This is a genomic window from Myxococcus sp. SDU36 (genome assembly GCF_030168875.1).
GTDB lineage: Bacteria > Myxococcota > Myxococcia > Myxococcales > Myxococcaceae > Myxococcus > Myxococcus vastator.
On the sequence record NZ_CP077414.1, the window covers coordinates 7,959,402 to 7,982,135 of the forward strand.

Consider the following 22,734-nt stretch of genomic DNA (forward strand, 5'->3'; position numbering starts at 1 on the left):
CCCGACGCCAGAGTCGTCTCATGTGGGCAGTCAGGCGTCCCAAAGCCCAGGCCCAGCGGTTAGTCTGGCTCGCGCATGGCATCCTCGCGCGCGGCCCGCTGGCGTTCCCTGTTTCCCCTGGTATTGCTCACCGTGGGCGCCGCGTATTCGCTGGCGTCCTGGAACTGGTGTGGCAGTTGGGCCGAGCGCGCGCCACTCCTTGTGTCACAGGTCCATGGTGAAGGGCCGCTGCGCGCGGGTGCGGCGAAGGTGGGGCTCGCGCCGCCTTTCCCGGTGGTGGTGGCCGGTTACTCGCCACCCCGGCCCGAGGCAGGCCAGGCCGACGTGCCGCTCTACGCGCGCGCGGTGGTGCTGGAGGCGGGAGGCACACGGGTGGGGCTGGTGTCGTTGGACCTGCTCCTGGTTCCGGACGTGCTGGCCACGCGGGTGCGTGAGCGCGCGCGGGCCTCGGGGCTGGAGGACGTGCTGGTCCTGGCCACGCACACGCATTCGTCGCTGGGGGGCTATGACACGCGGCTGGTGGCGCAGTTGTCCGGCACCGGGCGCTACCGGGAGGACGTGGTGGACGTCATCACCGCGGCGGCGGGGGACGCACTGGCCCAGGCGGCGGCGGCGCTCGCCCCTGTGGCGCTGGAGGTCGGCGAGGCGCGGAAGCAGGACTTCGTGGTGTCGCGCAGTGGCGGCGCGAAACCGGATGGCGTCCTGACGCGCGCCGTGTTCCGGGGGCAGGAGGGGCCGGTGGCGGAGCTGCTGCTCTTCGCCGGGCACCCGACAATGGTGCCGCGTCACCGCGCCTACGTGGACCCGGACTACCCCGGCCGGCTCAGCGCGCTGCGCGAGGAGGAGGGAAGCGGCGTGACGCTGGTGCTGCAGGGCGCGGGCGGCAATGCGACGGTGGCGTACTCGGAAGGGCAGGGGCTGGAGCGCGTGTCGGGCTTCGCGCGGGCACTGGCGGAGCTGGCCGGCGATGCGCCGTTGTCCCTCGTGGGGGAGACGGTGCGGCTGTCCCTGGCGCGCGCCGACGCGGCCATGCCACGTCCGGACGCGTCGCGGCTGGTGCCGGCGCTGACGCGGGCGGCGGGGGACAACCTGCTGTGTGAGTCCGCGCCGCGGCTGGCGGAGGTGGGCGCGTTGGTGGTGGGGCCGCTGAAGCTGGTGGCGGTGCCGGGTGAGCCCAGCGTGGCCGCGGGGGTGGAGCTGCTGCGGCGGACCGGTGCCACGGGCGTGCTGAGCCTGGCGGATGGCTACGTGGGCTACGTGGAGACGGCGGCGAACGTGCAGGGGGGACTGGGTGAGTCCAGGCGCCAGTACTTCGGGCCCGCGCTGCTGGAGCGGCTGAGCGTGGCGGCGGAGCTCGTGGCCGGGGCGGCGGGCTTCACGCCGTGAGGCGGCCGGGCGCCGAGGAGGACTTTCCGCGGCGCGGCCGGCTTGAGGCTGGCTAGAACTTCTCGAACTTGGAGTCCTTCTCGCGCTTCTTGAACACGAGCGCGGTGCGGCCCAGCAGCTGCGCGAGCTCCGCCTGGGCGCCCTCGGCGATGCGCGCCGCGGCTTCCTGGCGCGTCTCCGGGCCCTCGTTGATCTTCACCTTGATGAGCTCGTGGTCCTGCAGCGCCTGCTCGATGGCGGCGATGACACCTTCGGTGACGCCGGCCTGACCGACGATGACCACCGGCTCCAGGTGGTGTCCTAGCGCGCGCAGATGGCGGCGTTGCTTCCCAGTGAGCGGCACGTTCCGTCTCTCCTTCGTGATTTCGGGTAAGGGGGGCGCACCCTACTTCTTCTGCGACGCCATGCGGATTTCTCGCTGCGCGTCGATGTGGTCCGGCTGCAGCTCCACGGTGCGCTTGAAGTGCTTGAGCGAGCCCGGCACGTCACCACTCAGCTTGGCGATGACGCCCAGGAAGTAGTGCGCGGGGGCGCAGCGCTCGTTGCGTTTGATGGCGTTCTGGATTTCCCGGAAGGCCTCGGGCTGGGCGGCCTTCTTGTCCGCCGCCGTGAAGAAGCGCGCGTAGCCACGCCACGCGTAGAACTCCGCTTCCTCCGGGTTCAGCTTGATGGCCTCGTCCAGCATCTTCACGGCGTCCGGGAACTTGCGCGCCTTCACCAGGATGCAGGACTTCTGGAACAGCTCCTCCGCCATGAGGATGCCGTTGATGTCCACCCCGTCTCCGCTGCCGCCGCTCTTGAGTTCCTCGATGTAGCTGGCGCGGCTGTTGTCGTCGGAGAGGGTGCGGTAGGCGTCGCCGATATACGCGAAGACCTCCGCCTTCAGCTTCTCCAGCTCCGGCGGCGCCCCCTGCGGAAGCGTGTCCGGGTGGTACAGCTTGGCCAACCGGAAGTACGCAATCTTCACCGCGCTGGCGTTCGTCTGCTCCGTCAGCCCGAGCCGCTGGAAGTGGTTCTGCTGCTTCATCGCCATCGTGAGCTGGCGCAGGGCGGGAATCTCTTCAGCGCCCGGTGCATTCGCGGGCGTCGCAGCGGCGGGACGCTGCGCGCCCTGTGCGGACAGGGACGGCGGCGGACGAGGCTGGGCGCCGGGCCCGGCGACTGGGGGACGCGCGGCGGTGGTGCCGGGGCCGGCGGTTGGCGCGGTGCCTGCCGGACGTGGGGCGGTGGCACCGGGGCCGGCGGTTGGGGCCGTGCCCGCTGGACGTGGGGCACCCGGACCTGCCGCGGGCGTTGCTCCTGCCACGGGTCGTTGGGGCACGGCGCCAGCGGCTTGCGCCCCCCCGGCGGGCTGCGGACCTCCCGCGACATTCGGAGCGGCTCCAGCGGGACGCTGTTGCGCGGAGGCGTTCGCGTGCGTGGCGCTCGCGGGCTGCGGACGTCCCGCGACGTTCGGAGCGGCTCCGGCGGGACGCTGCGCACCCGCGGCTTGCTGGCCCACGGCGACATTCGCCGCATGCGCACCCGGGAAGGGCTGGGCACCTCCGGCACCGGGCGCTCGTGGGCCCACGTCCTGCGCCGTCCTGGCCTGGCCGGCGAAAGACACCGCGTCCAACTCCCTGAGCAGGAACGCGAGCCGCAGCAGGTGGTCCGAGTCCTGCGCGAAGTCCGCCAGCAACTGCGCGACCGAGCGCACGCCGTCGATGACCGTGAACGCGCGGACCTCGTGCGGCGTGAGGCGCAGCTCGTTCGCGGCCACGACGCCACCGGACTTCATGATGGGAAGCTGAAGCACCGGGGTCAGCCGGCGCTTGAGGTCCGCGGAAGGAATCCGGCGCACCGTGTCGCTCAGCACCGCCCAGCGGTGGCCCAGCGGCATCGCCTTGTGCGAGGGCAGGTCCTTCAGCTCGAAGATGAACGTCCCGGCTTCAGCCCGCAGGCCCCTGGACAGGATGCCGCCCGCGCGCTGCGCCAGGATGGCGAAGGCGGTGGCCGGCTGGAGCAGGCCCAGGCCGAAGAGCGCGGTGAGCAGGTCTCCGCCGAAGCGCTCCAGCGCGGGCTCGGCCTGCTGAAGCTGCTCGGGCGTGAGCAGCCGCGCCGCGACCAGCGATGGCCCGAGCGCCTCTTCCGGATGGGACGAGTCGACGAACTCTGGGTTGCCCTTGCGGAAGTGAATCTGGACGACGCGGTCGGCCAGCGTCAGTGACAGCAGCCCCGTCTGCTCCCGCGCGGCGATGCGGCCATACAGGCGGATGGGGGAGAGCTGCTCGAGCTGGCCGAGCGCCGGAATCTCCGGTGCGGCGTCATCGCCCTCCACCGCGGGCACTGCCATGGGGGCGGGCGCGGACGCAGGGGGAGCGCTCGACGGACGCGTGGTTCCCGCGCCGGGCGGCGGTGGCCCCGCGCCGGGAACACGGGCCTGCGGGGCGGGCGCCACGGGACGCCGCGCGGGGTCCACAGGAGTCCGAGCGCCGGGACCCGCCATGGGGGCGGTACCGGGGCCCGCCACGGGCCGGACACCGGGTCCCGCGCCAGGGCCCGCTACGGGCCGGACACCGGGTCCCGCGATGGGCGCCGCACCCGGACCCGCGCTCGGCGCGACACCGGGGCCTGCCGCGGGCCGGACACCGGGACCCGCGCTCGGCGCGACACCGGGGCCCGCTACGGGCCGGACACCTGGACCCGCCACGCCGGGCGCTCCGGGTACCACACCCACGGGAGCGGCCTGCTCCGCGGCGGAGGCTGCCGGCGCGCCCGGGCCCCACAGCTCGCGGGGGACGACGTCGCGCGCTTCCGGGAAGCGCCAGGGAAAGGCGAAGTTGAGCCCGTCCTCGGACATCTGGAGCCGGCCCTGGATGGAGCCGCTTTCGATGAGCAGTTCAATGGTCGGCAGGGTGAGGGGCCCCCACATGGTGCCCCTGTCGTTGCGGACCCAGTACTGCCGGACCTCACCCTCCGCCATGCGCGGCCTTGCTCCTTCGTCCTGCGAGAAAAGCGAACCCTACCGCTGTCCTCCGCCGCATCAAAGCAGAGCGCCGGAGCGCGAGCCCCTTACTTCGACTCAGGGCGCCGCGCCATCCAGCGCCGCGAGCCCGAGCGCCGCCAGACACGCCGCGTCCGCTTTCTGTTCAACGGGCGGGTCGAAGCAGTACACCTCGCTGTCGAAGACCTTGCACAGCCCGTCCGGGGTGGACGCACAGGCCGACTTCGAGAAGGCGCTGGTGCAGTTGTACCCACACACCGGGCCCGCCTCGGTGTTCTTGCACTGCGGCGCGGGCAGCTCGCGCTTCCAGGCGCACAGAGCGGCGGGGGAGGGGTCGAAGCAGTGGAGGTTGCCGCCGGCCAGCTTGCACACGCCCGCGGGCGTCCGGGCGCAGCGCACCCCCTCCGAGGCGTTGATGCAGCCATAGCCACACGTGAGCTCCATGGCGTTGCTGTGGCACTGGGCGGTGGGCGTGTCCTTGCCGTACACGGCGAACACCACGGCGGGCGGGTCGAAGCACTCCACCTCGCCACCCCGGCCCCGGCAGACGCCCGCGGGGGACTGCGCGCACTTCACCCGGCCGGGCTGCGTCGCGCAGTTGTAGCCACACGCCACCACCCCATCGATGCTCTCACACTCCGGCTTCGGCAGCGCCGCGCCATAGGCCTTCTGCACGTAGGCCGGCGGGTCGAAGCAGACCGCCTGCCCGTCAATCACCTGGCAGTGGCCCTGGGGCGTCTGCGCGCAACGCACCCGCTGTCCGTCCGACTTGCACCCATAGCCGCAGGACACCTTGCCGTCGATGGCGCGGCACGTCGGCTTGGACGGGTCCTGCGGAAGCGGAACCGAGCCCAGGGTGAGCGCCAGCACGGTGAGGAAGGAAGCGAGCACGGGGACCTCGGCGGGGGGAGCAAAGTCGCTCCGTCATTGACGCCCAAGGTGCGCGGTGACGCAAGAAGCGGGCGGTCATGGGCGGCGGGCCGGGCCCGTGGTACCCAGGCGCCGCCCGCGAGGAGGCTCACCCGGTGGACGTGGACGTCAGTGCGCTGCACCTCATCCTGCTGTGCCTCGCCGCGCTGATTGCCGGCATGGTGGATGCCATCGCGGGAGGCGGCGGACTCATCTCCCTCCCCGCGCTGCTGGCCGCGGGCCTTCCGCCCCACGTGGCGCTGGGCACCAACAAGGGGCAGTCCGTCTTCGGCGCGTTCGCCGCGCTGGTGCGCTTCTCCCGCGCGGGGCTGGTGGATAAGCGCCTGGCGCGGGTGACGTTCCCCTTCGGTCTGGGTGGGGCCTTCGCGGGCGCGGCGCTGGTGCTGCTGGTGAAGCCGGAGGTGCTCAAGCCGCTGGTGCTGGTGCTGCTCATCGCGGTGGCGGTGTTCCTCGCCTTCCGCAAGTCGCCGCGTCCAGGGGATGCGCCGGAGCCCGGGCCGCCCGCGCGCGCACGGGCCATTGGCGCGCTCATCGCGCTGGCCATCGGCACCTATGACGGCTTCTTCGGACCGGGGACGGGGACGTTCCTCATCGTGGCCTTCTCGTCCCTGCTGGGACACGGCCTGGCGCGCGCGTCCGCGGACGCGAAGGTGGTGAACTTCGCCTCCAACCTCGCCTCCGTCGCGCTGTTCGCCCTCAAGGGCCTGGTGCTGTGGAAGGTGGCGCTGCCCATGGCCGGCGCCCAGTTCGCGGGCGCCTGGCTGGGCGCGCACCTGGCCGTGAAGGGCGGCGACACGCTGGTGCGCAAGGTGGTGCTGGGCGTGGTGCTGGCCCTGGTGCTCAAGCTGGGGCACGACGTGGTGACGGCCTGAGCAGCCCGTCACCCGCCGTCAGCCGATGTGCACCAGCAGCGCCTCACGGCGCTTCGCCACGGTGGCCATGAACTTCTGGAGCTCCTCGAAGTAGGAGAGCAGCTCCTCCAGAGGGTCCACCTCGGCCTCGGGCTCGTCCCACGTCCCGGGGTAGATGTCCTGGGCCTGCATGGCGGACGCGTCGTAGCGCGCGCGCAGCGTCTTCTCCGTCACCTGCTGGAGCGCCGTGGCCAGGGCCTGGACTTCGGCCGGGGTGAAGACGCGCGCGGTGCCTTCCTCGGAGGGGATGTCGCCCACGTCCTCGCCGCCACGCACCAGGAAGTCCAGCGGCGCGCTGCCTTCCCACGGCGTTCCGGTCAGCAGGTACTGGAGGCCGTGCCACGCCTCGCCGATGTCCAGCTCCAGGAACGCCGAGCCCTTCGGGTCACCGAAGTCCTCGTCATCGTCGACGAAGTCCTCCAGCCGTTCAGGGAACTGGAGCAGGGCGACGCGCTGGGGCTCGGTGGCGCTGCGCAGGGTGCAGAGCATCTCCATGGAGCTATTCCACCACCACCAGCTTGGCGTTGTTCTCCACGGCGGTGCCTTCCTTGGCGAACAGCTCCGTCACCTTGCCCGCCTTGGGGCTCTTGAGCTCGTTCTCCATCTTCATGGCCTCCACCACCACGAGCCCCTGGCCCTCCGTCACCTCGTCGCCCACCTTCACCAGCACCTTCACCACCTTGCCGGGCATGGGCGCGGTGACCAGTTGCTTGCCTTCAACGGAGAAGGCCGCGTTGGCCGCGCGCAGCCGCAGCCGGCGCTCATCCGCCACGTCGATGCGGTTCACCTGGCCGCGCAGGAGCACGCCGAGCTCGTCGCCGTTCTCCTCGAACTCGACGCTGTACGACTGGCCGTCCACCAGCATGGACAGCGTGCCGTGCTCCAGCGCCAGCGCGTCCACCTGGTACGTGGTGGCGCCCACGGTGATTTTGTACTGGTCGTTCCCCAGGGGCTCCAGGTCCACCGGAACCGCTTCCTTCTGGCCCTGCTGCTTCGTGAAGTAACGCATGGAAGTCCTTCCGAGCTTTGGGGTTAGCGGCGCGTGCGCAGCGCCAGCTTCCACGGGGAGACGCCGCCGTTGCCACCGCCCTGGCCGCCACTGGCGCCGGGCAGTGTCTTCGCGCGCTTCTGGTCCTTCTGGTACGTGTGCACCACGCTGGCCAGCAGCGCCATCTCGCTCAGCTTCGCGTCCTCCGCGCCCAGCAGCGCGTCGTGCTGGCGGGTGAGGAAGCTGGTGTCGTAGTCGCCCTCGATGAACTCGGGGTGCGCCAGGATGGCCTTCAGGTAGCGGATGTTGGTGGTGATGCCCTTCACCACGTACTCGGACAGCGCGCGCTGCGTGCGGGCGATGGCCTCGCGCCGCGTGGGGGCCCACACGGACAGCTTGGAAATCATCGGGTCGTAGACGTTGGGCACCGTGTACCCGGGGAACACGCCCGAATCGTCCCGCACGTTCGGCCCACCCGGCACGCGCAGGTACGTAATCTTGCCCGGGCTGGGCATGAAGTTGCGGCTCGGGTCCTCCGCGTACACGCGGACTTCAATCGAGTGCCCGCGCGGCGTGGGGGCCTCGGTGAGGCCGAGCTTCTCGCCCTCGGCGGCCTTGATTTGCATGGCCACCAGGTCCAGGCCCGTCACCCACTCCGTCACCGGGTGCTCCACCTGGAGGCGGGTGTTCATCTCCAGGAAGTAGAAGTTGCGGTGCACGTCCACCAGGAACTCCACCGTCCCGGCGCCCACGTAGTTGACGGCCTTGGCCGCCTTCACCGCGACCTCGCCCATCTTCGCGCGCAGCTCCGGCGAGAGGATGGGGCTGGGCGTCTCCTCCACCACCTTCTGGTGCCGGCGCTGCGCGGAGCACTCGCGCTCGTTCAGGTGGATGGTGTTGCCGAACTGGTCCGCGAAGACCTGGATCTCCACGTGGTGTGGCTTCTCCAGGTACTTCTCGATGTAGACGGCGTCGTTGCCGAAGGCGTTGAGGGCCTCGCTCTTGGCGGCGCGCCATGAGGATTCAAAGTCCTCCATGCGCTCCACCTTGCGCATGCCCTTGCCACCACCACCGCCCGCGGCCTTGAGCATGACGGGGAGGCCAATCTTCTCCACGTAGGCGCGCGCGTCCTCCACGGAGGCGACGGGCTCGGTGGTGCCGGGCACCACGGGCACGCCCGCCTTGATCATGTTCGCACGGGCGCGCGTCTTCTCGCCCATGGCGTCCATGGCGGAGGCGGGCGGGCCGATGAACGTCAGCCCCGCGGCGTCACACGCGCGGACGAAGGCGGCGTTCTCTGAGAGGAAGCCGTAGCCGGGATGGATGGCATCGGCGCCAGCCTGCTTCGCGGCGTCGAGGATGCGCTGCTGCACCAGGTAGCTCTCACGCGAAGGCGGGGGCCCCACGAAGATGGCCTGGTCAGCCGTGCGCACATGCAGGGCGGAGCGGTCCGCCTCCGAGTACACCGCCACCGTGGCGATGCCGAGCTCCTTGCACGTGCGCATCACCCGGATGGCGATCTCGCCGCGATTGGCGACGAGCACTTTGCGGATCTTGGGCATGGGGCCCGTCTAGCACGGGGCGCCCCTGTTTGCCGCCTCTACTTCCGGGTGTTCAGGTACTGCTCCATGTAAGCGCGAGCCTGCGTCAGCTTGGCCTCCACGAAGCGGTCGTCCTCGTCCGGCTCCGGCGGCTTCGGTGGACCCGACCGTCCAGGTTCGTTGCCGAAGTCGACCGCGGCAGCCAACAGGTTGCGTGCCGCGTTGCCGCCGCCGAAGAGGCGGGCCAGCATGCCCGTCTCCACGTCCAGCCAGCGCGCCGCCTGCCGGATGACGTCCAGAACCTCACCTTCCACGGCCTTGGACGGGCGCCCCGGGCCGCTGATGCAGGAGCGGGCATAGCTGTGCTCGCGGTCCACGAAGAGGCCCAGCGCCCGGTCCCGGAAGTCCTGCGCCAGGGCCTGACTCATGGCGTCGAGCTGCTCCTCCAGGAAGGGCTGCTCGGACTTGCGCGCCTTGCGGCCAGGGGCGGGCGGGAGCTCCAGCTCGACGGCGTGCCAGCCCGCATCGGCCAGCCCCTCTGGCGGAGGCTCCACCCACTTCACCTCGGGCGTGGCCAGGTCCACCGCTTCGCAGACACGCTTGAGCGTCTGCCGCAGGGCGGTGAGGTTTCCTTCGACGTCGGAGAGAAAGAGGATGAGGCGACGGTGGGACAAGATGAGATTCCTTTCCTGGCCCCTGTAAGCCCGTTCGTCACCCTCAAATTTCCCCTTCGCGCGCGCCTGCCTGCCCTGCTGGCGACAGAGGGCGGGCAGGCGAGGGCTGGAACCTAGAGCGGGATGTTGCCGTGCTTGCGGGGGAGGTTCTCCTGGCGCTTGTCCTTCAGCAGCTCCAGGGCGCGGATGAGCTTGGCGCGCGTCTCCTCCGGACGGATGATTTCGTCGATGTAGCCCAGCTCGGCCGCCTTGAACGGGGTGGCGAACTTCTCGCGGTAGTCCGCCGTCAGCTTCGCCCGCTCGGCGGCGGTGTCCGTGGCCTTGAGCAGCTCGTTGCGGAAGATGATGTTGACCGCGCCCTCGGGGCCCATGACGGCGATTTCGGCGGTGGGCCAGGCGAAGTTCATGTCCGCGCGGATGTGCTTGGACGCCATGACGTCATAGGCGCCGCCGTAGGCCTTGCGGGTGATGACGGTGACCTTGGGGACGGTGGCCTCGGCGTAGGCGTACAGCAGCTTGGCGCCGTGGGTGATGATGCCGCCCCACTCCTGGTCGGTGCCGGGCAGGAAGCCGGGCACGTCCACCAGCGTGACGAGCGGGATGTTGAAGCAGTCGCAGAAGCGCACGAAGCGCGCGGCCTTGATGCTGGCGTCGATGTCCAGCACACCGGCGAGCACCGCGGGCTGGTTGGCGACGACGCCCACGCTGCGCCCGTTCATGCGCGCGAAGCCGATGACGATGTTCTTCGCGAAGTGCTCCTGCACCTCGAAGAAGTGCTTGTCGTCGACGATGGCCTTGATGACTTCCTTGATGTCGTAGGGCTTGTTGGGGTTCGCCGGGACAATCGTCTTGAGCGACTCCTCGGCCCGGAACGCGTCGTCCTCGCACGGCTGGACGGGCGCCTCTTCCTGGTTGTTGGAGGGCAGGTAGGAGAGCAGCTCGCGCGTCATCACGATGGCGGCCTGCTCGTTCTCCGCCGCGAAGTGGGCCACGCCGGACTTCTGGTTGTGCGTGACGGCGCCGCCCAGCGCTTCCTTCGACACCTCCTCGTGCGTCACCGTCTTGATGACGTCCGGGCCGGTGATGAACATGTACGAGGTGTCCTTCACCATCATGATGAAGTCGGTGATGGCCGGCGAGTACACCGCGCCGCCCGCGCACGGGCCCATGATGAGCGAAATCTGCGGCACCACGCCGGAGGCCAGGGTGTTGCGCACGAAGATGTCCGCGTAGCCGGCCAGGCTCTCCACGCCTTCCTGGATGCGCGCGCCGCCCGAGTCATTCAGGCCGATGACGGGCGCACCCACGCGGGTGGCCAGGTCCATGATCTTGCAGATCTTCTGCGCGTAGGCGCCCGACAGCGAGCCGCCGAAGACGGTGAAGTCCTGGGCGAAGACGAAGACCTTGCGGCCCTCCACGGTGCCGTAGCCGGTGACGACGCCGTCGCCGGGAATCTTCTTGTCGCCCATGCCGAACTCGCTCGAGCGATGGGTGACGAACTTGTCCAGCTCGCAGAAGGAGCCGGGGTCGAGGAGCAGGTCGATGCGCTCGCGGGCCGTGAGCTTGCCGGCTTCGTGCTGCTTGGCGATGCGGTCGGCGCCGCCACCCAGCTCGGCCTGCTTCTCCATCTTCTCGAGACGCGCGCGGAGGGGGTCCTTCTCGGGAGTCTGGTCCATGGGGCGCGTCTAGCATGATTGGGGCGCAGACGCGCTGCCTGGATTCCTGGCTTCCAGGGTGGAACGCCTGGGGTCGTCCAGCACCGCGTCCACCGCCGCCAGGTCCAGGCCGTAGCGCTGGCGGACCTCCACCAGGGGTGACTCCCACATCTGACGCCACGGTGCCCCGAAGAGGGGCTGGGCCCGCTGCCCCAGCAGCCAGCCCCGGACGATGGCGCGCATGCGCTCCTCGCGGTGGGAGAACGCGTAGAGGAGGGTGTTCGTCAGGCCGCCCGCGAGGATGCCCAGCGCGAAGGGGCTGCCCACCTGGGCCAGGCTGAAGGCCTGGAGGCCCAGCTCGCCCGCCACGCTCGTCGGAAAGCCCGTGAGGACGTGCCAGACGTCATGGGATTCGAGCAGGTGCGCGCGCACGTACTCCTCGTCGGTCCGCGCCTCCAGGGAGGGCAGGGCGCGCGGGTCCACCTGGTTCGCTTCCAGGTGGTCGACGAAGGCACGTCCCAGGGTGTGCTCGGGCAGGGCGCGCAGCGCGGCCAGGGGGAGCGGGCCCATGCGCGGGCGTTCAATGAAGGCCTGGGCCGCGGGGGGGTGGCGCATCAGCCGCTCCACCAGCCGCCGCATCGCCACGGGGGGCGCGAGCACCGGGGCCAGACCCAGGACGTCCTGGAGTTTCTCCGGGTCGCGGAGGGCCCGAGCCATCCGCCAGGCCGTCCACGCATACGCGACAGGATTCCTCATGGTGCCTCCAAGCCGGGGGCCGCTGGGGCCAGCGCGTCCAGCGTAGGCGGGAGGCGCCAGGGCGGAATCAGGGGCCAGCGGCCGTGCTCGCGGGCGGACAGCTCGAAGGCCGAGGAGTGGACACTCAGGGGCGGGCAGCCGGCCAGGCCGCCTCCAGGTCCGTGCGCGCCGGGTGGAGGGGACGGAGGTTGAAGCCATAGGAGGGTTGCCATGCGCGCCGCGAGAGGCTCCTTTCAAATCGGCTCGTTCCGCGGCATTCCCGTCCGCGTCCACTTCTCCCTGTTGCTCGTCCTGCCGCTGCTGGCGTTCCTGTTCGGCGGCGCGTTCCGGCGCGCGGCGGAGGTGGCCGAGGTCCCTCCGGAGCGCCTGGGCGGCTCGCCCGCGCTGTGGGGGCTGGTGGTGGCGGTGGGCCTGTTCGCGTCCGTGTTCGTCCACGAGCTGGCGCACACCGTGTACGCGCTGCGCCGCGGCGGGAAGGTGCGCTCGATTACGTTGATGATGGTGGGCGGTGTGTCGGAGCTGACGGAGGCGCCGCCGCGTCCCCGGGACGAGGCGCTGATGGCCGCGGTGGGGCCGCTGACGAGCCTCCTGCTGGCGGCGCTGCTCGGCGGCGCGACGTGGCTGCTCCAGGAGGCGCGCTCGTTCAACGTCCAGTTCGCGTTCTTCTACATGGCCAGCCTGAACCTGTTCCTGGGCGTGTTCAACCTGCTGCCCGCCTTCCCCATGGATGGTGGGCGCATCGTCCGTGCGTCGCTGGCGGGGCGGCTGGGGATGGTGCGCGCGACGCAGGTGGCGTCCTGGCTGGGGCGCGGGTTCGCGGTGCTGTTCGGCGTGGGGGCGGTGCTGTCGTTCAACCCGTTCCTGGCCGTCATCGCGTTCTTCATCTTCATGGGCGCGCAGGGGGAGGCGCAGCAGGTGCGGATGAAGGCGACGCTGGAGCGGGTGCCGGTGGCCGACCTGATGACGCCGCGCCGGGTGGGGGTGGACGCGGGGGCGTCGTTGGAGCAGACGCTGTGGGACTTGCGGCGTGAGCGGCTGTTGCTGCTGCCAGTGACGGAGGACGGCCGGCCGGTGGGGCAGGTGTCGCTGGAGACGGTGCGGGGCGTGCCGGATTCGGAGCGGATGACGCGCACCGCGCGCGAGGTGATGGTGCCCGCCGTGGTGGTGCGACTGGATGAGGATGGCTGGACGGCGCTGCGGCGCATGGCCGAGGAGGAGATGCCCCAGCTCATCGTGGTGGAGGCGGATGGGGCGCTGGCGGGGACGCTCGACCTGAATGACGTGCAGCGCGGTCTGTCGCTGTATCAGGCGCGCGAGGAGCGCAGGGGGCCGCAGGAGCGGCGGTGGCGGCAGGAGCGCCCGGCGTGACGGAGCGCAGGTGGGCTCAAGGTGCTGGCCCGGTGTCGAGGGGCCGACAGCGGGACTCCGGCGGCGTCCGTGAGCGCACCTTGATGGCAGGCGCGTGTCGAGGCCGCGGCGATTGGGCCTGGGGAGGCCCCGCACCGCCGGAACAGTCCACCCCGCCGATGTGTTAGATGGACCTCCGGCGCCAAGCAGGCGACGGTCGCGGCGGGATTGCCCCAGCGCGACCCCAGGTTCTTCCGGCGGGGAGCCTGGTAGCGTGAGAGCGGGTGGACGTTGTCACAAGCAACGAAAGCGAAGTTTTCTGAGTCGGGGCCCTTCCTCCAGGACCTCAAGGCGCGAGTGGCTGCGTATCTGGAGGCGAGCGGGCGCTCGCCGCGAGACCTCCCGCGCATGTACGCGAAGACGGTCATCATCCTGGGTTGGCTCGCGGCCTCCTATGTCTGGCTCCTCGTGGGCGCTTCGGGGCCGTGGGGTGCGGCCGCCGGGTGTGTGTCTCTGGGGCTGGCCGTGGCGGGGGTGGGGTTCAGCATCCAGCACGACGCCAACCACGGAGGCTACTCGGAGCATCGGGGCATCAACCGGGTTCTCGGGTGGACGCTCGACGCCGTCGGTGGCTCGTCCTACGTGTGGAACTGGAAGCACAACATCTTCCATCACACCCACACGAACGTGGTCGGCCTCGATGCGGACATCGACGTCCAGCCGCTGTGCCGTCTGGCGCCTGGACAGCAGCAGCACAAGGCGCATCGCTTCCAGCATATCTATATCTGGGGGCTCTATGCGCTGCTCCCCGTGAAGTGGCACTTCGTCGATGACTTCAAGGACCTGGTCACCGGACGCGTGGGACGGCAGAAGATGCCGCGCCCCAGCGGGCTGCAGCTGGCCGGGACCCTGGGCGGGAAGCTGCTGTTCTATGGCTGGACCATCGCGCTGCCGTTGTACTTCCGCCCGCTCTGGCAGGTCGCGCTGGGTTATGCGCTCGCCTCGTTCGTGCTCGGGCTGACGCTGGCCACCGTGTTCCAGTTGGCGCACTGCGTGGAGGAGGCGGACTTCTCCCAGCAGCCAGAAGCCAACCGCCGCTTCCCTCGCGACTGGGCCACGCATCAGGTCGCGTCGACCGTGGACTTCGCCCGAGGCAATCGGCTGGTGAGCTGGTACCTGGGAGGGCTGAACTTCCAGGTGGAGCACCACCTCTTCCCTCGGGTGTGTCACCTGCACTACCCGGCGCTTTCGCGCATTGTCGAAGAGACCTGCCGGGAGCACGGCATTCGCTACCGGGCGAATGAGAGCGTCGGCGCGGCATTGAAGAGCCACGTGCGGTGGCTCAAGCGGATGGGGCAGCCACCCATCGAGAGGACTGCATGAGTGACGAGAAGGTTCGGTACGGGCGGGCGCAGAAGTTCCGGCTCTCGGTCAAGGGCACGGAGGCCGTGGCCTCCTATTCGGCCATGATTGAGGCGGCCAAGGCCGGCAGTGGCCGCGCCCAGTTCGACGCGGCTCGCGCCAAATGGGGCGCATCGCTCGGGCTCGCCGCTGAGGACGGGCTCTACCTGGTGGAGTTCGAAGCGGGCGGGCGCACCGTCTCCGAGGCGGCGCGCAACCTCGAGAGCTGCGACGCTCCCGCGAAAGCGGTCAAGGACGCCGTCGAGCGGTTGTTGAAGTGCGGCATGCTGGAGCCCCTGCCCGCGCCGCCGCCGCCGCCCGCCGCGCCTCCCCGCCGCCTCTGGTAGGCGTGCGACGCTGACGCTGACGCGCTCGCCCCAGGGGGCCTTGAGCGCGTCAGCGAGGGCGGCCTCCACGCCCACCCGGCCCGCGCCATGCTGCCTGCCTGATGCACGTCCCACGCGCTGGGGAGGGGCCGCGGCGGTCCGGACGCACCCCAAGGCGCACGCTGTATCCCTCCTACGACCCTCAGCTCCTCCTCGCGGACGTCGGCCGTGCGCTGCGGGCGGGGCCGCCGCGCGGCCGCCGCGCGAGGGAGCGGCAACCCGGCACGGTGAGTCCCTGCTTGTGCTGCCTACCTGCTACGTTGCATATGGGGCGTGCATGGCGGCATCCAGGACACGCTCAGGTGGGGCGGACGTCAGGGCGTCATCGTGGGCTCGCGCCGCGGCGATGTGCCCTGGCGCGCGGACGTGCGCCGCGGGTTCGGAGGCTGGCGGCGTGAAAGGAGGGTTGTCCATGCATGAAGCGCGTGTAGGCTGCTATTCATGGAAAACGAGCCATCCTTGCATTGCTGTGCGATGTGGGGCCCGCTGGCAGCCGCTGTTCTTTCGGCGCTGGGGTGTGGCGGGAGCGCTCATTCCACCGCGGCCCGTCAGCCCGTGTACCTGGCCCAGGCGCAGTGCGGCCCCATGGATTCGACGGTGAGCTGCTGCGTGAAGACGCACCCGGCCACGCCCGAGCGGTGCGGGCTGACGGCCTCGGAGGTGAGCAAGTACCTGGCGCCGATGAAGGCCGTCGAGTCCGCCTCCGAGGCCAGTGAAGAAGCCATCCCCGGGTGGAAGCAGGTGTGCATCGACGCCTATGCCCAGTGTCAGGAGCAGGCCTGGTCAGGCTCTTGTTACGACTGCTTCCGGTATTGCGAAGGGCAACACGAATGGCCCGTGGACAAGTGCCGCCGCCGCAAGGGAGGCGAGTGAGTCCATGGCCGAGTCGATTGATTGGGACCCGGTGCGTGAACTGGCGCGGCGCGTGGAGGCCGGCGAGCCGCTGTCGCTGACGTCCGAGGTGCGCGCCTTGCTCCTCCGTTCCGCACGGGAGGTGGGCATCCCCGAAGCGGAGGCACAGGTCGCCGTCGCGGGCGTCGCCACGGCGACCGCGCTGCTTCACGAGACTCGCCGCCGCATTCGTGACGGCTCGCAACGCCTCATGCGCGCGCTGACGGGGGCCCGCCGGCTTCGGGACGCGGGCGACGCAGCGGGCGCACGCGCAATGCTGGAGGACGTGCTCGCGGTGGAGCAGGTGCCCCTCTATCGCGAGCAGGCCGAGCTGGCGCTGGACGACATGGCGTGAGCTGCCCTGTCGCGTGACTTCTCCGCTCAGGCCGCCGCGGTGCTCACGCCGTAGTAGTGCTGGCTCAGCTCCGCCTCGCTGTTGAAGCGCGGGTAGTGCCCCTGCTTCAGCGACGAGGCGTCCGGGAGCGCGTTGGCGTTGGTGCGCTCCAGCAGGTCCGCCAGGAGTCGCGCATAGGCCTCACGCGGTGCCACACCCGGATAGAAGTGGTTCAGCGCGAGCCCCGCGACGTTCACCCGCAGCACCCGCGGCCCCTCGTTGGCGCTCCCCCAGGAGAGCACCAGGTCGGTGCGCACCGTCTGTCGCGGAGGTGTCCCCGGTGGCCCCGCGACGGGCAGCATGCCCACGGCAATCGCCAGCACCTCCGTCATGGCCATCGTCCTGCGTTGGCCGTTGGCGGCCTCCACGGTGAGGGCCATGTCCGTCATGCTCACGATGCGGCAGGGAAAGGTGCGCGGCGGGGCGGGGGGCGCGTCCACGGCGGGTGTTGGCGCGGCGTCCGGCTTCTTCCAGGCGTTCTCTTCCAGCACCCGCGTGACTTCGGCGTCCAGCTCCCGAACCCGGTCCCCCACCGTCGCGGCTTCTCCCGTCAGCAGTGGCCTGGCGCGCGCGAGGTAGCTCGCTGCCCGCTCAAGGTCCTTGGAGTGCGCCATCCGCAGCTCCGTGGCGCGGATGAGGGCTCGCACCGCGATGATGCCCGCGCCTCCGCCCGCCACGCTGTACAGGGCTTCCGTCGTCTCCACCGAGGCCGGCGGCGCGTCTTCCGTGTCCAGCGCCTGCGCCAGCTTCCACGCGGAGGCGGGCCGCAGCGCGTTGATGGGCAGCAGCGAGACCAGTGGCTCCATCGCGAACCACAGCGCGTCCGTGGACGCGCGCCCCACGAGTGTATGGAACGCTCGCTCCACCCTCGCCGTGCCAGCCTGCGTCTCGCCGTCCTCCAGCTCCATGCGGCCCAGCGCCAGCATCGCGTCGGTGTGGTCCGGCTGGGTCTTCAGCAAGCGCTGGAAGCCCGCGCGTGCGGCTGTGCGGTCCCCCTGGTCGAGCGCCGCCTGGGCCTTTGCCAGCCGCGGGTCCGCCACCCAGCCGCCTTGCTTCGCGGCGAGGGCGGGCGCCACCACCCGTTCCTCCAACTGCGTGACGCGCAGCAGTGACGCGCCCGCGAAGCCGAAGACGAAACCGCCGATGTGGGCCATGACGGCGACGCCCGTGTTGTTGCCGAGGAGGGCGTAGTTCAGCACCTCGTTGCCGAACCACAGGCTGCCCCAGACCCAACCAGGAACGGGGAAGGTGCCGCGGAAGATTTTCAGCACCCAGACGAAGTAGCCGATGCGGACCCGCCGCTGGGCGAAGCGCAGACAGAAGGCCCCCATGCACGCGGCCACGGCGCCGGAGGCACCCACCATCACCGACTCCGATGAGGGGTCGATTGTGTAGTGGGCCACGCCCGCCACCAGCCCGCCCACGACGTAGAAGCCCGCGAACAGCGGCCGGCCCCAGGCGTCCTCGAGCAGCAGGCCGGCTACATAGAAGAACAGCAGGTTCCCCAGCAGGTGCATCCACCCGAGGTGGAGGAACATGTACGTGAGCCAGCCGGGCTGGACGAGTCCTCGCGCGGGCACCAAGGAGAAGCGCGAGAGCAGGCTCGACTCATGCTGGGCGATGAGCTCCTCGCAGCGCTCATTCAGTCCCTCCTGCCGATTCGTCACGTGCTCCGCTCCGTCGGATTCCGCGACGCGTTGGTGCAGGTTGAGCACCAGCCTCCGGCCCGAATCGGACAGCAGCCGCTCCGCGCACGCGGGAGGGAACTCCAGGTCCGGGTGTTCGAGCGACTGCTCCAGCAGGGAGCGCAGCTCGCTCTCACCCACGCCCATGGGGGCGGATGGAAGGACCCAGGAGATGAAGAAGGCCACGATGCAGATGGCCGCGATGGTGATGGACACACGAGGCAGCCGCTCCAACTCGGTGTCGTCCACCCCCAGGGGCAGGAACAGCATCATGGTGTGGTTCCCCCTTGCGCCGCGTGTTGGCACCGTCACGCAATGATGCCCGGACATACCACAGAGCCGGCGGGGGCAGGATTGGCCCGGTGCTTATGGCAACCTGTATCCTGATTGGGAACCAAAGACGATGGTTGCGGCTTAAGTGAGGTCTGACTGGGCAGCCACCAGGCAGCGATAGTCAGCTTCGCGTGACTCCAAACTGGGGCCAATGCCAATGAGATATGGAGTCGCTCGAAAACTCGCGCGAGGCAGTGTTGGACTGCTTCTCATGGGGCTCTCGGCGCATCTGCTGTTGCTGGATGGCTTGGATGGCCTCCTCTTGTCGTTCATCTTCGAGCCGAGCACCCGCTTTGCTCCGGGCTATTCGTGGCTGGCCTTCAGGCGCGTCCAGCCCGGCATGGGGCGGGATGAAGTGGTGAGGCTCCTCGGGGAGCCGCTGGTGGTGCACGACACGCCACCTGATAGGACGTCATGGAGCTACTCGAAGAGCCCCACTGACTCCCACTACAGCCTGCGCGTGGTGGTCTTCTCGAATAGCGGCGTGGTTACGCGCGTCGCGCACGAGTACTACGTCGATTGACGGTACCGCCCCGGCGGCTGACGGCCCTTAGGGCAGCGGCCAGGTCAGGGACACGCGGTGGGCTCCGCCCGGGGCGGAGTCCATCCACCCGGTGATGCGCTCGCTGCGCGCCAACAGCGGCCCCAGCTCGGAGCTGGCCGCGAAGAGGGCCGCGAGCAGCTCATCCGTCAGGATGTCCGTCAGCGAAATCTGCGCCAGGCCCCGCGCCACCCGCTTGGGGTCCAACGCGAAGTCCACCGGGTGCTCCGCCTTCGAGCCCGTCTGCGTCAGCGCCGCCAGCGTGGCTTGGGTCACCGACTCTTCATTGCCCAGGACGAGCTGCTTGCCCTGGATGCGCACGAACACGTTGCCGCCCTTGAGCGGGAGCTTCCAGCCGTCCTCCAGCACGAGCACGTCCGGGAACTTGCCCAGCGGGGCCAGCGCGGCCTTTACCGCCGCCTCGTCCTTCACCTCGGCGGCCACGGCCTGGCGCACCGCGAAGAAGCGCGTCGACATCGCGCGCAGCGAGCCGCGCACCTGGACGTGGTCCATGTTCACCAGCAGGTGGCCGGTGAGCTGCTTCGTTACGGCCTTCGCCATGGATAGCATCTGCTCCTTCGGACACGTGGGGCACACGACCTGGAGCGTGGAGCGCATCGTGTCCACTGACTGCGTCACCCCCGTGGGAGAGACGGACGCGCGCGAGTAGAGCAGCCCCTCCGTCTTCATCGCCGCGTAGGGGCTGGTGCCACGCGTCTGGAACGCAGGGAGCTGCAGCTTCGTCGTCACGCCTTCCACCTGCAGCGCGTTGGCCGTGCCGTCCAGGCCCACCACCGTGTTGCCTGACACGACGAACGCCACGCCCGGCACCTTGCCCAGCCGGGCATCCCGCGCGGGCGCCTTGCCCACCAGCCGGACGGACTCCTTGAGCAGGTCCGCGCCGCCGCGCTCGATGGCGCCGAACGCACAGACCTCCTTGCCCTTCATCGCGTAGCCCATGCTGCCGCCCATGTCGCGGTCGACGTACACCGTCGTCACACCTCCGCGCGTCGTGGGCTTTGCTCCGGCGCCGCCCGCGGCGGTGATGGCTTCGGCGGCCTTCGTCTGGAACACCTTGGCGTCGGCCACCCGCATGCAGGACACGCGGCCGTCCTTGCGCATGGACACGGTGGCTGGACCGGCCGGGTCCAGGCCCAGCTCGGACAGGGACTGGGGCCGCGTGGGGTCGACGGTGAGGAAGGGATGCAGCTCCGTCCGCCACGCCGAGGGGCGCAGCAGCGCGGCGTGCTGGCCCGCGCGCTCCAGAAAGGCGGCCAGCCCCGTCAACGCATCCACCTGCGGCACGTGGACGAGCGTCTGCGCCGAAGCGGCGGCGCGGGGAGCGGGGGCCGTTGCCAGGGTGGCGGCCAGGACGAGCGAGGAGAGCATGTCTCCGTGAGAACAGCCGGGCTCCCACGCTGTCAAGGAGGACGCGCCGAAGCTCTGGGCCCTCGTTGTGACCCAGGCATCGCACCGCACACCGCCGCCCCAGCGCACGACTTCTTCGCTCACATCGCGCGGAAGCGTCGCGCCGTCAGTCCCCTGCGCTTGAGCCAACACCGACCTGGTTCGAAGTGCCTGTCGGCTCTACCTGCTATTGCTTGGATTGTGTCGAGGATGGCCTCCCGAAGAAAGGGGGCCAGCGTCAAGAGGGCTCCGCATGCTGCCGCAATGGTTGATGATTCCCTTGCTGAGCGTGCTGCTGGCTGGATGCAGCGGCCCCACGAAGTCCGTGCGCCTGCACACGGGCCACCGCGAGCCCATCGTTCTCACCGCACGCGGCGACGATGCCGCGCCGGTGGAGCTGGATGAAGACCACTTCGTTGAAGCCGTAGAATCGTTGGCCCGGAGCGTGCGGCCTTCCATTCGTCCCCAGGAAACGGCCCGGCGGTTGTTCGAGGTGGATTCGCGCAGCGGCTCGTATTTGTACGAGTACCGCAGCCACCGTGTCATCCCGCTGGGGCCGGGCGAACACCTGGAGGCCGAACAGCCCGCGACAGATATGGGGTTGACTCGCGCCTACCTGCGCTGGTGCGAGCGCACGAACAAGCCCGGTGATTGTCTGCGCCTCCTGGTGGAGAGCCCCACTGTCACTGGGGATGGCCGATACGCCCTGGCCATGGCACTTGCCCAGGGCAATGTGTTGGACGAGATGAGGGGCGCTTTCAAGGACATGGCCGACCCCCAGGCCATGATGTCGGCGGTCCTCTGGACGTGGACCACGTACTGCATCTTGCTCGCGGTGCCCGAGCCTTTTTCAAAGGGCGCGGCTGCCGTGATGACCGCCTCGCTCATTGCCTATGTAGGCGTCGATACGTTCTGGCGCCTCATCGTGGGCTTCAAGGGACTGGTGGAGGAGGCGGAACGGGCGACTACGTTCGAGGAGCTACGCGAGGCGGGAGCGCGCTACGGCCAGGTCATGGGCCGCAACGCTGCGCGAGCGTTCGCGATGTTGGCCACGGCCGCGATTGGGAACACGGCGGCGGGTTTGGGGGCGAAAGTGCCAATGCTCCCCGGCGCCGCGCGGGCGGCGGTGCAGGCCGAAGCCCAAGTGGGCATCAGGCTCGCCGCGGTCGCGGAAGTGGGAACGGTGGCAGTGAGTGCCGAGACCGTCACCATCGCCCTCGGGCCCGGCGCGGTGGCCATGGCGGCCAGAGGCACGGGACGCTTGCCCGCGAAGGCGCGCCCTGCGGGCTCCAGGGCCTGGGGCTCGTTCAGCGGCCTCAAGAGGGCCATGGGCCCCGCGGGCAAGAACAAGCAGTGGCATCACCTTGTCGAGCAGACCCCGGGCAACGTGAAGCGCTTTGGCCCTCAAGCTCTCCACAATACCGAGAACGTCATCCCGCTGGACAAGGTCCTGCACGTTGACATCAGCGCGTTCTATTCGTCGGTTCGACGCGATATCACCGGCTCCACCTTGACCGTGCGGAAATGGTTGAGCACGCAGTCCTTCGAAGCTCAGCGTGACTTCGGGAGGCTGGCCATCAAGAACATCGGGGAGGGGCTCTGGTGATGACGTTGAAAGAGCTTGTCGAGCAGTTTGCCCAGAACGTGGTCGCGCAGAACGAGGCCATCTTCCGGGGAGACGCCAAGACCGGGAACAAGCACGCCAGGAAGTACGGCGCCGCCGTCGATAAGCTCCTGGCCCAGGGCAATGCCGGACGTGATGCACTCGCCGTGCTGCTCGAGCATGAGCGAATGGACGTGCGAGTGATGGCTGCCGCACATCTGCTCCGCTATCGGACGGCCGAAGCCAAAGCGGTCCTGGAGCAAGCCGCCAAGGGACAGGGGCTGGTCCCGTTCGGAGCACAGCAAGCCCTGAAGCGCTGGGAGGAAGGGACCTGGGCGCTCGACCCGGGGTGACCCGCGCGCAGCGCGAGCGCTGGCGCGCGACCCTTGTCCTACAACCGACCCGCGTTGGCCCACTCAATCATCCGCTCCGCCAGGTCCTCGGCGTCGCGGCGCAGGTGCGCCAGTTGGAGCACGTGGTCATCCGTGCACGCCAGCGCCATGCGCAGCACGAGCGAGTCGGCGAAGCGCAGCACCTGCGCGATGCTGATGCAGTCGCGGTCCTCGCGGGTTCCCGCGAAGCGCGCCGCGTCCGCGTCCATCGTCAGGCCCTCCGCCAGCAGCGCCTGCACCAGCGCGGCGCGCGCCACCGGGCGCTCGTACTCCGCCGCGTCGCGCAACTGCCTGCGCCACGGCTGCGACTCCCAGCGCACCCGCGACGCGTCCTTGGCGCGCTTCACCGGCTGCGTGCGCTGCTTCTTCCAGAATCCCCCAGCAAGCACCGGCCTCGAGACGTTCATCTCCATCACTGCCCCCTCTCCACTACGGGGTCCATCCACAGGCATGAGCGACATGGATGCTGCTCCGTCGGTACCGCGCGTGCTGCTCCCGAGGCCGCCCTGGCGCGGTGGCGGATGGCCTCG

At 70.0% G+C, this 22,734-nt stretch carries 22 protein-coding genes; 10 read left to right on the plus strand and 12 right to left on the minus strand.

Going from position 1 to position 22,734, the window contains the following annotated elements:
- Positions 1 to 75 precede the first annotated feature (75 nt).
- On the plus strand, positions 76 to 1,386 hold the full coding sequence (locus KGD87_RS32460) for a neutral/alkaline non-lysosomal ceramidase N-terminal domain-containing protein (protein ID WP_284664820.1): 1,311 nt from the start codon (positions 76 to 78) through the stop codon (positions 1,384 to 1,386).
- A gap of 52 nt (positions 1,387 to 1,438) precedes the next feature.
- On the opposite strand, the gene yhbY is transcribed toward KGD87_RS32460, so the two are convergent.
- The 3 genes from yhbY to KGD87_RS32475 all read right to left on the minus strand — a co-directional run bounded on the left by yhbY (position 1,439) and on the right by KGD87_RS32475 (position 5,260).
- Positions 1,439 to 1,729 (minus strand): ribosome assembly RNA-binding protein YhbY, encoded by a 291-nt coding sequence (yhbY, locus tag KGD87_RS32465; RefSeq protein ID WP_284664821.1) that lies wholly within the window; start codon positions 1,727 to 1,729, stop codon positions 1,439 to 1,441.
- A gap of 42 nt (positions 1,730 to 1,771) precedes the next feature.
- Positions 1,772 to 4,348 (minus strand): DnaJ domain-containing protein, encoded by a 2,577-nt coding sequence (locus tag KGD87_RS32470; RefSeq protein ID WP_284664822.1) that lies wholly within the window; start codon positions 4,346 to 4,348, stop codon positions 1,772 to 1,774.
- 99 nt (positions 4,349 to 4,447) lie between these two features.
- Entirely contained in the window at positions 4,448 to 5,260 is an 813-nt protein-coding gene (locus tag KGD87_RS32475) for a hypothetical protein (protein ID WP_284664823.1), read from the minus strand.
- Positions 5,261 to 5,394: 134 nt separating this feature from the next.
- On the opposite strand from KGD87_RS32475, the gene KGD87_RS32480 reads away from it, so the two are divergent.
- A complete protein-coding gene (locus KGD87_RS32480; RefSeq protein WP_284664824.1) occupies positions 5,395 to 6,171 on the plus strand; it encodes a TSUP family transporter in 777 nt (258 codons plus the stop codon).
- An 18-nt stretch (positions 6,172 to 6,189) separates the two neighbouring features.
- Here KGD87_RS32480 and KGD87_RS32485 read toward each other — a convergent pair whose 3' ends face one another.
- The 6 genes from KGD87_RS32485 to KGD87_RS32510 all read right to left on the minus strand — a co-directional run bounded on the left by KGD87_RS32485 (position 6,190) and on the right by KGD87_RS32510 (position 11,824).
- Positions 6,190 to 6,705, minus strand: a complete 516-nt coding sequence (locus KGD87_RS32485; RefSeq protein ID WP_176419686.1) for a YfbM family protein — start codon at positions 6,703 to 6,705, stop codon at positions 6,190 to 6,192.
- Between the two features lie 4 nt (positions 6,706 to 6,709).
- Positions 6,710 to 7,219 carry a biotin/lipoyl-containing protein gene (locus tag KGD87_RS32490; RefSeq protein WP_176411275.1) on the minus strand — a complete coding sequence of 170 codons (510 nt, stop codon included), beginning with the start codon at positions 7,217 to 7,219 and terminating at the stop codon, positions 6,710 to 6,712.
- Positions 7,220 to 7,242: 23 nt separating this feature from the next.
- Entirely contained in the window at positions 7,243 to 8,760 is a 1,518-nt protein-coding gene (locus KGD87_RS32495) for an acetyl-CoA carboxylase biotin carboxylase subunit (RefSeq protein WP_163785959.1), read from the minus strand.
- A gap of 38 nt (positions 8,761 to 8,798) precedes the next feature.
- On the minus strand, positions 8,799 to 9,413 hold the full coding sequence (locus tag KGD87_RS32500; RefSeq protein ID WP_176419683.1) for a hypothetical protein: 615 nt from the start codon (positions 9,411 to 9,413) through the stop codon (positions 8,799 to 8,801).
- Positions 9,414 to 9,526: 113 nt separating this feature from the next.
- On the minus strand, positions 9,527 to 11,089 hold the full coding sequence (locus KGD87_RS32505) for an acyl-CoA carboxylase subunit beta (RefSeq protein WP_163785957.1): 1,563 nt from the start codon (positions 11,087 to 11,089) through the stop codon (positions 9,527 to 9,529).
- 9 nt (positions 11,090 to 11,098) lie between these two features.
- Entirely contained in the window at positions 11,099 to 11,824 is a 726-nt protein-coding gene (locus tag KGD87_RS32510) for a Coq4 family protein (RefSeq protein WP_284664825.1), read from the minus strand.
- Positions 11,825 to 12,034: 210 nt separating this feature from the next.
- On the opposite strand from KGD87_RS32510, the gene KGD87_RS32515 reads away from it, so the two are divergent.
- The 5 genes from KGD87_RS32515 (at position 12,035) to KGD87_RS32535 (ending at position 16,204) form a co-directional block, all read left to right on the plus strand.
- Entirely contained in the window at positions 12,035 to 13,192 is a 1,158-nt protein-coding gene (locus KGD87_RS32515; RefSeq protein ID WP_284664826.1) for a site-2 protease family protein, read from the plus strand.
- Positions 13,193 to 13,528: 336 nt separating this feature from the next.
- Positions 13,529 to 14,554, plus strand: a complete 1,026-nt coding sequence (locus tag KGD87_RS32520) for a fatty acid desaturase family protein (RefSeq protein ID WP_284664827.1) — start codon at positions 13,529 to 13,531, stop codon at positions 14,552 to 14,554.
- Entirely contained in the window at positions 14,551 to 14,919 is a 369-nt protein-coding gene (locus KGD87_RS32525) for a hypothetical protein (protein ID WP_176411271.1), read from the plus strand. Before KGD87_RS32520 ends, KGD87_RS32525 begins: the two co-directional genes overlap by 4 nt.
- 624 nt (positions 14,920 to 15,543) lie before the next feature.
- A complete protein-coding gene (locus KGD87_RS32530) occupies positions 15,544 to 15,831 on the plus strand; it encodes a hypothetical protein (RefSeq protein WP_284664828.1) in 288 nt (95 codons plus the stop codon).
- 4 nt (positions 15,832 to 15,835) lie between these two features.
- Positions 15,836 to 16,204 carry a DUSAM domain-containing protein gene (locus tag KGD87_RS32535; protein ID WP_284664829.1) on the plus strand — a complete coding sequence of 123 codons (369 nt, stop codon included), beginning with the start codon at positions 15,836 to 15,838 and terminating at the stop codon, positions 16,202 to 16,204.
- Between the two features lie 26 nt (positions 16,205 to 16,230).
- Here the strand turns inward: KGD87_RS32535 and KGD87_RS32540 are convergent, their stop codons facing one another.
- Positions 16,231 to 18,201, minus strand: coding sequence for a rhomboid family intramembrane serine protease (locus KGD87_RS32540; RefSeq protein WP_284664830.1), 1,971 nt, complete (start codon positions 18,199 to 18,201; stop codon positions 16,231 to 16,233).
- 271 nt (positions 18,202 to 18,472) lie between these two features.
- Between KGD87_RS32540 and bamE the strand changes: the two genes are divergently transcribed.
- Positions 18,473 to 18,784 (plus strand): outer membrane protein assembly factor BamE domain-containing protein, encoded by a 312-nt coding sequence (gene bamE / locus KGD87_RS32545; protein WP_284664831.1) that lies wholly within the window; start codon positions 18,473 to 18,475, stop codon positions 18,782 to 18,784.
- Positions 18,785 to 18,811: 27 nt separating this feature from the next.
- On the opposite strand, the gene KGD87_RS32550 is transcribed toward bamE, so the two are convergent.
- Entirely contained in the window at positions 18,812 to 20,281 is a 1,470-nt protein-coding gene (locus tag KGD87_RS32550; RefSeq protein ID WP_284668721.1) for a hypothetical protein, read from the minus strand.
- Between the two features lie 181 nt (positions 20,282 to 20,462).
- Here KGD87_RS32550 and sitA5 point away from each other — a divergent pair, with 181 nt between their 5' ends.
- Both sitA5 and KGD87_RS32560 read left to right on the plus strand, forming a co-directional pair.
- Entirely contained in the window at positions 20,463 to 21,815 is a 1,353-nt protein-coding gene (gene sitA5, locus KGD87_RS32555; RefSeq protein WP_284664832.1) for a SitA5 family polymorphic toxin, read from the plus strand.
- Positions 21,815 to 22,165, plus strand: a complete 351-nt coding sequence (locus KGD87_RS32560; RefSeq protein WP_284668722.1) for a DUF2019 domain-containing protein — start codon at positions 21,815 to 21,817, stop codon at positions 22,163 to 22,165. Before sitA5 ends, KGD87_RS32560 begins: the two co-directional genes overlap by 1 nt.
- Before the next feature lie 38 nt (positions 22,166 to 22,203).
- Here KGD87_RS32560 and KGD87_RS32565 read toward each other — a convergent pair whose 3' ends face one another.
- Positions 22,204 to 22,617 carry a hypothetical protein gene (locus KGD87_RS32565; protein WP_284664833.1) on the minus strand — a complete coding sequence of 138 codons (414 nt, stop codon included), beginning with the start codon at positions 22,615 to 22,617 and terminating at the stop codon, positions 22,204 to 22,206.
- Between the last annotated feature and the right edge of the window lie 117 nt (positions 22,618 to 22,734).

What these genes read in the sequence shown, in the direction of transcription:
- KGD87_RS32460 (WP_284664820.1), top strand. Translation starts at nt 76, where the DNA reads ATGGCATCCTCGCGCGCGGCCCGCTGGCGTTCCCTGTTTCCCCTGGTA.
- KGD87_RS32470 (WP_284664822.1), bottom strand. Translation starts at nt 4,348, where the DNA reads ATGGCGGAGGGTGAGGTCCGGCAGTACTGGGTCCGCAACGACAGGGGC.
- KGD87_RS32485 (WP_176419686.1), bottom strand. Translation starts at nt 6,705, where the DNA reads ATGGAGATGCTCTGCACCCTGCGCAGCGCCACCGAGCCCCAGCGCGTC.
- KGD87_RS32490 (WP_176411275.1), bottom strand. Translation starts at nt 7,219, where the DNA reads ATGCGTTACTTCACGAAGCAGCAGGGCCAGAAGGAAGCGGTTCCGGTG.
- KGD87_RS32495 (WP_163785959.1), bottom strand. Translation starts at nt 8,760, where the DNA reads ATGCCCAAGATCCGCAAAGTGCTCGTCGCCAATCGCGGCGAGATCGCC.
- KGD87_RS32505 (WP_163785957.1), bottom strand. Translation starts at nt 11,089, where the DNA reads ATGGACCAGACTCCCGAGAAGGACCCCCTCCGCGCGCGTCTCGAGAAG.
- KGD87_RS32510 (WP_284664825.1), bottom strand. Translation starts at nt 11,824, where the DNA reads ATGAGGAATCCTGTCGCGTATGCGTGGACGGCCTGGCGGATGGCTCGG.
- KGD87_RS32515 (WP_284664826.1), top strand. Translation starts at nt 12,035, where the DNA reads ATGCGCGCCGCGAGAGGCTCCTTTCAAATCGGCTCGTTCCGCGGCATT.
- KGD87_RS32525 (WP_176411271.1), top strand. Translation starts at nt 14,551, where the DNA reads ATGAGTGACGAGAAGGTTCGGTACGGGCGGGCGCAGAAGTTCCGGCTC.
- KGD87_RS32530 (WP_284664828.1), top strand. Translation starts at nt 15,544, where the DNA reads ATGGATTCGACGGTGAGCTGCTGCGTGAAGACGCACCCGGCCACGCCC.
- KGD87_RS32535 (WP_284664829.1), top strand. Translation starts at nt 15,836, where the DNA reads ATGGCCGAGTCGATTGATTGGGACCCGGTGCGTGAACTGGCGCGGCGC.
- KGD87_RS32540 (WP_284664830.1), bottom strand. Translation starts at nt 18,201, where the DNA reads ATGATGCTGTTCCTGCCCCTGGGGGTGGACGACACCGAGTTGGAGCGG.
- bamE (WP_284664831.1), top strand. Translation starts at nt 18,473, where the DNA reads ATGGGGCTCTCGGCGCATCTGCTGTTGCTGGATGGCTTGGATGGCCTC.
- sitA5 (WP_284664832.1), top strand. Translation starts at nt 20,463, where the DNA reads ATGCTGCCGCAATGGTTGATGATTCCCTTGCTGAGCGTGCTGCTGGCT.
- KGD87_RS32560 (WP_284668722.1), top strand. Translation starts at nt 21,815, where the DNA reads ATGACGTTGAAAGAGCTTGTCGAGCAGTTTGCCCAGAACGTGGTCGCG.
- KGD87_RS32565 (WP_284664833.1), bottom strand. Translation starts at nt 22,617, where the DNA reads ATGGAGATGAACGTCTCGAGGCCGGTGCTTGCTGGGGGATTCTGGAAG.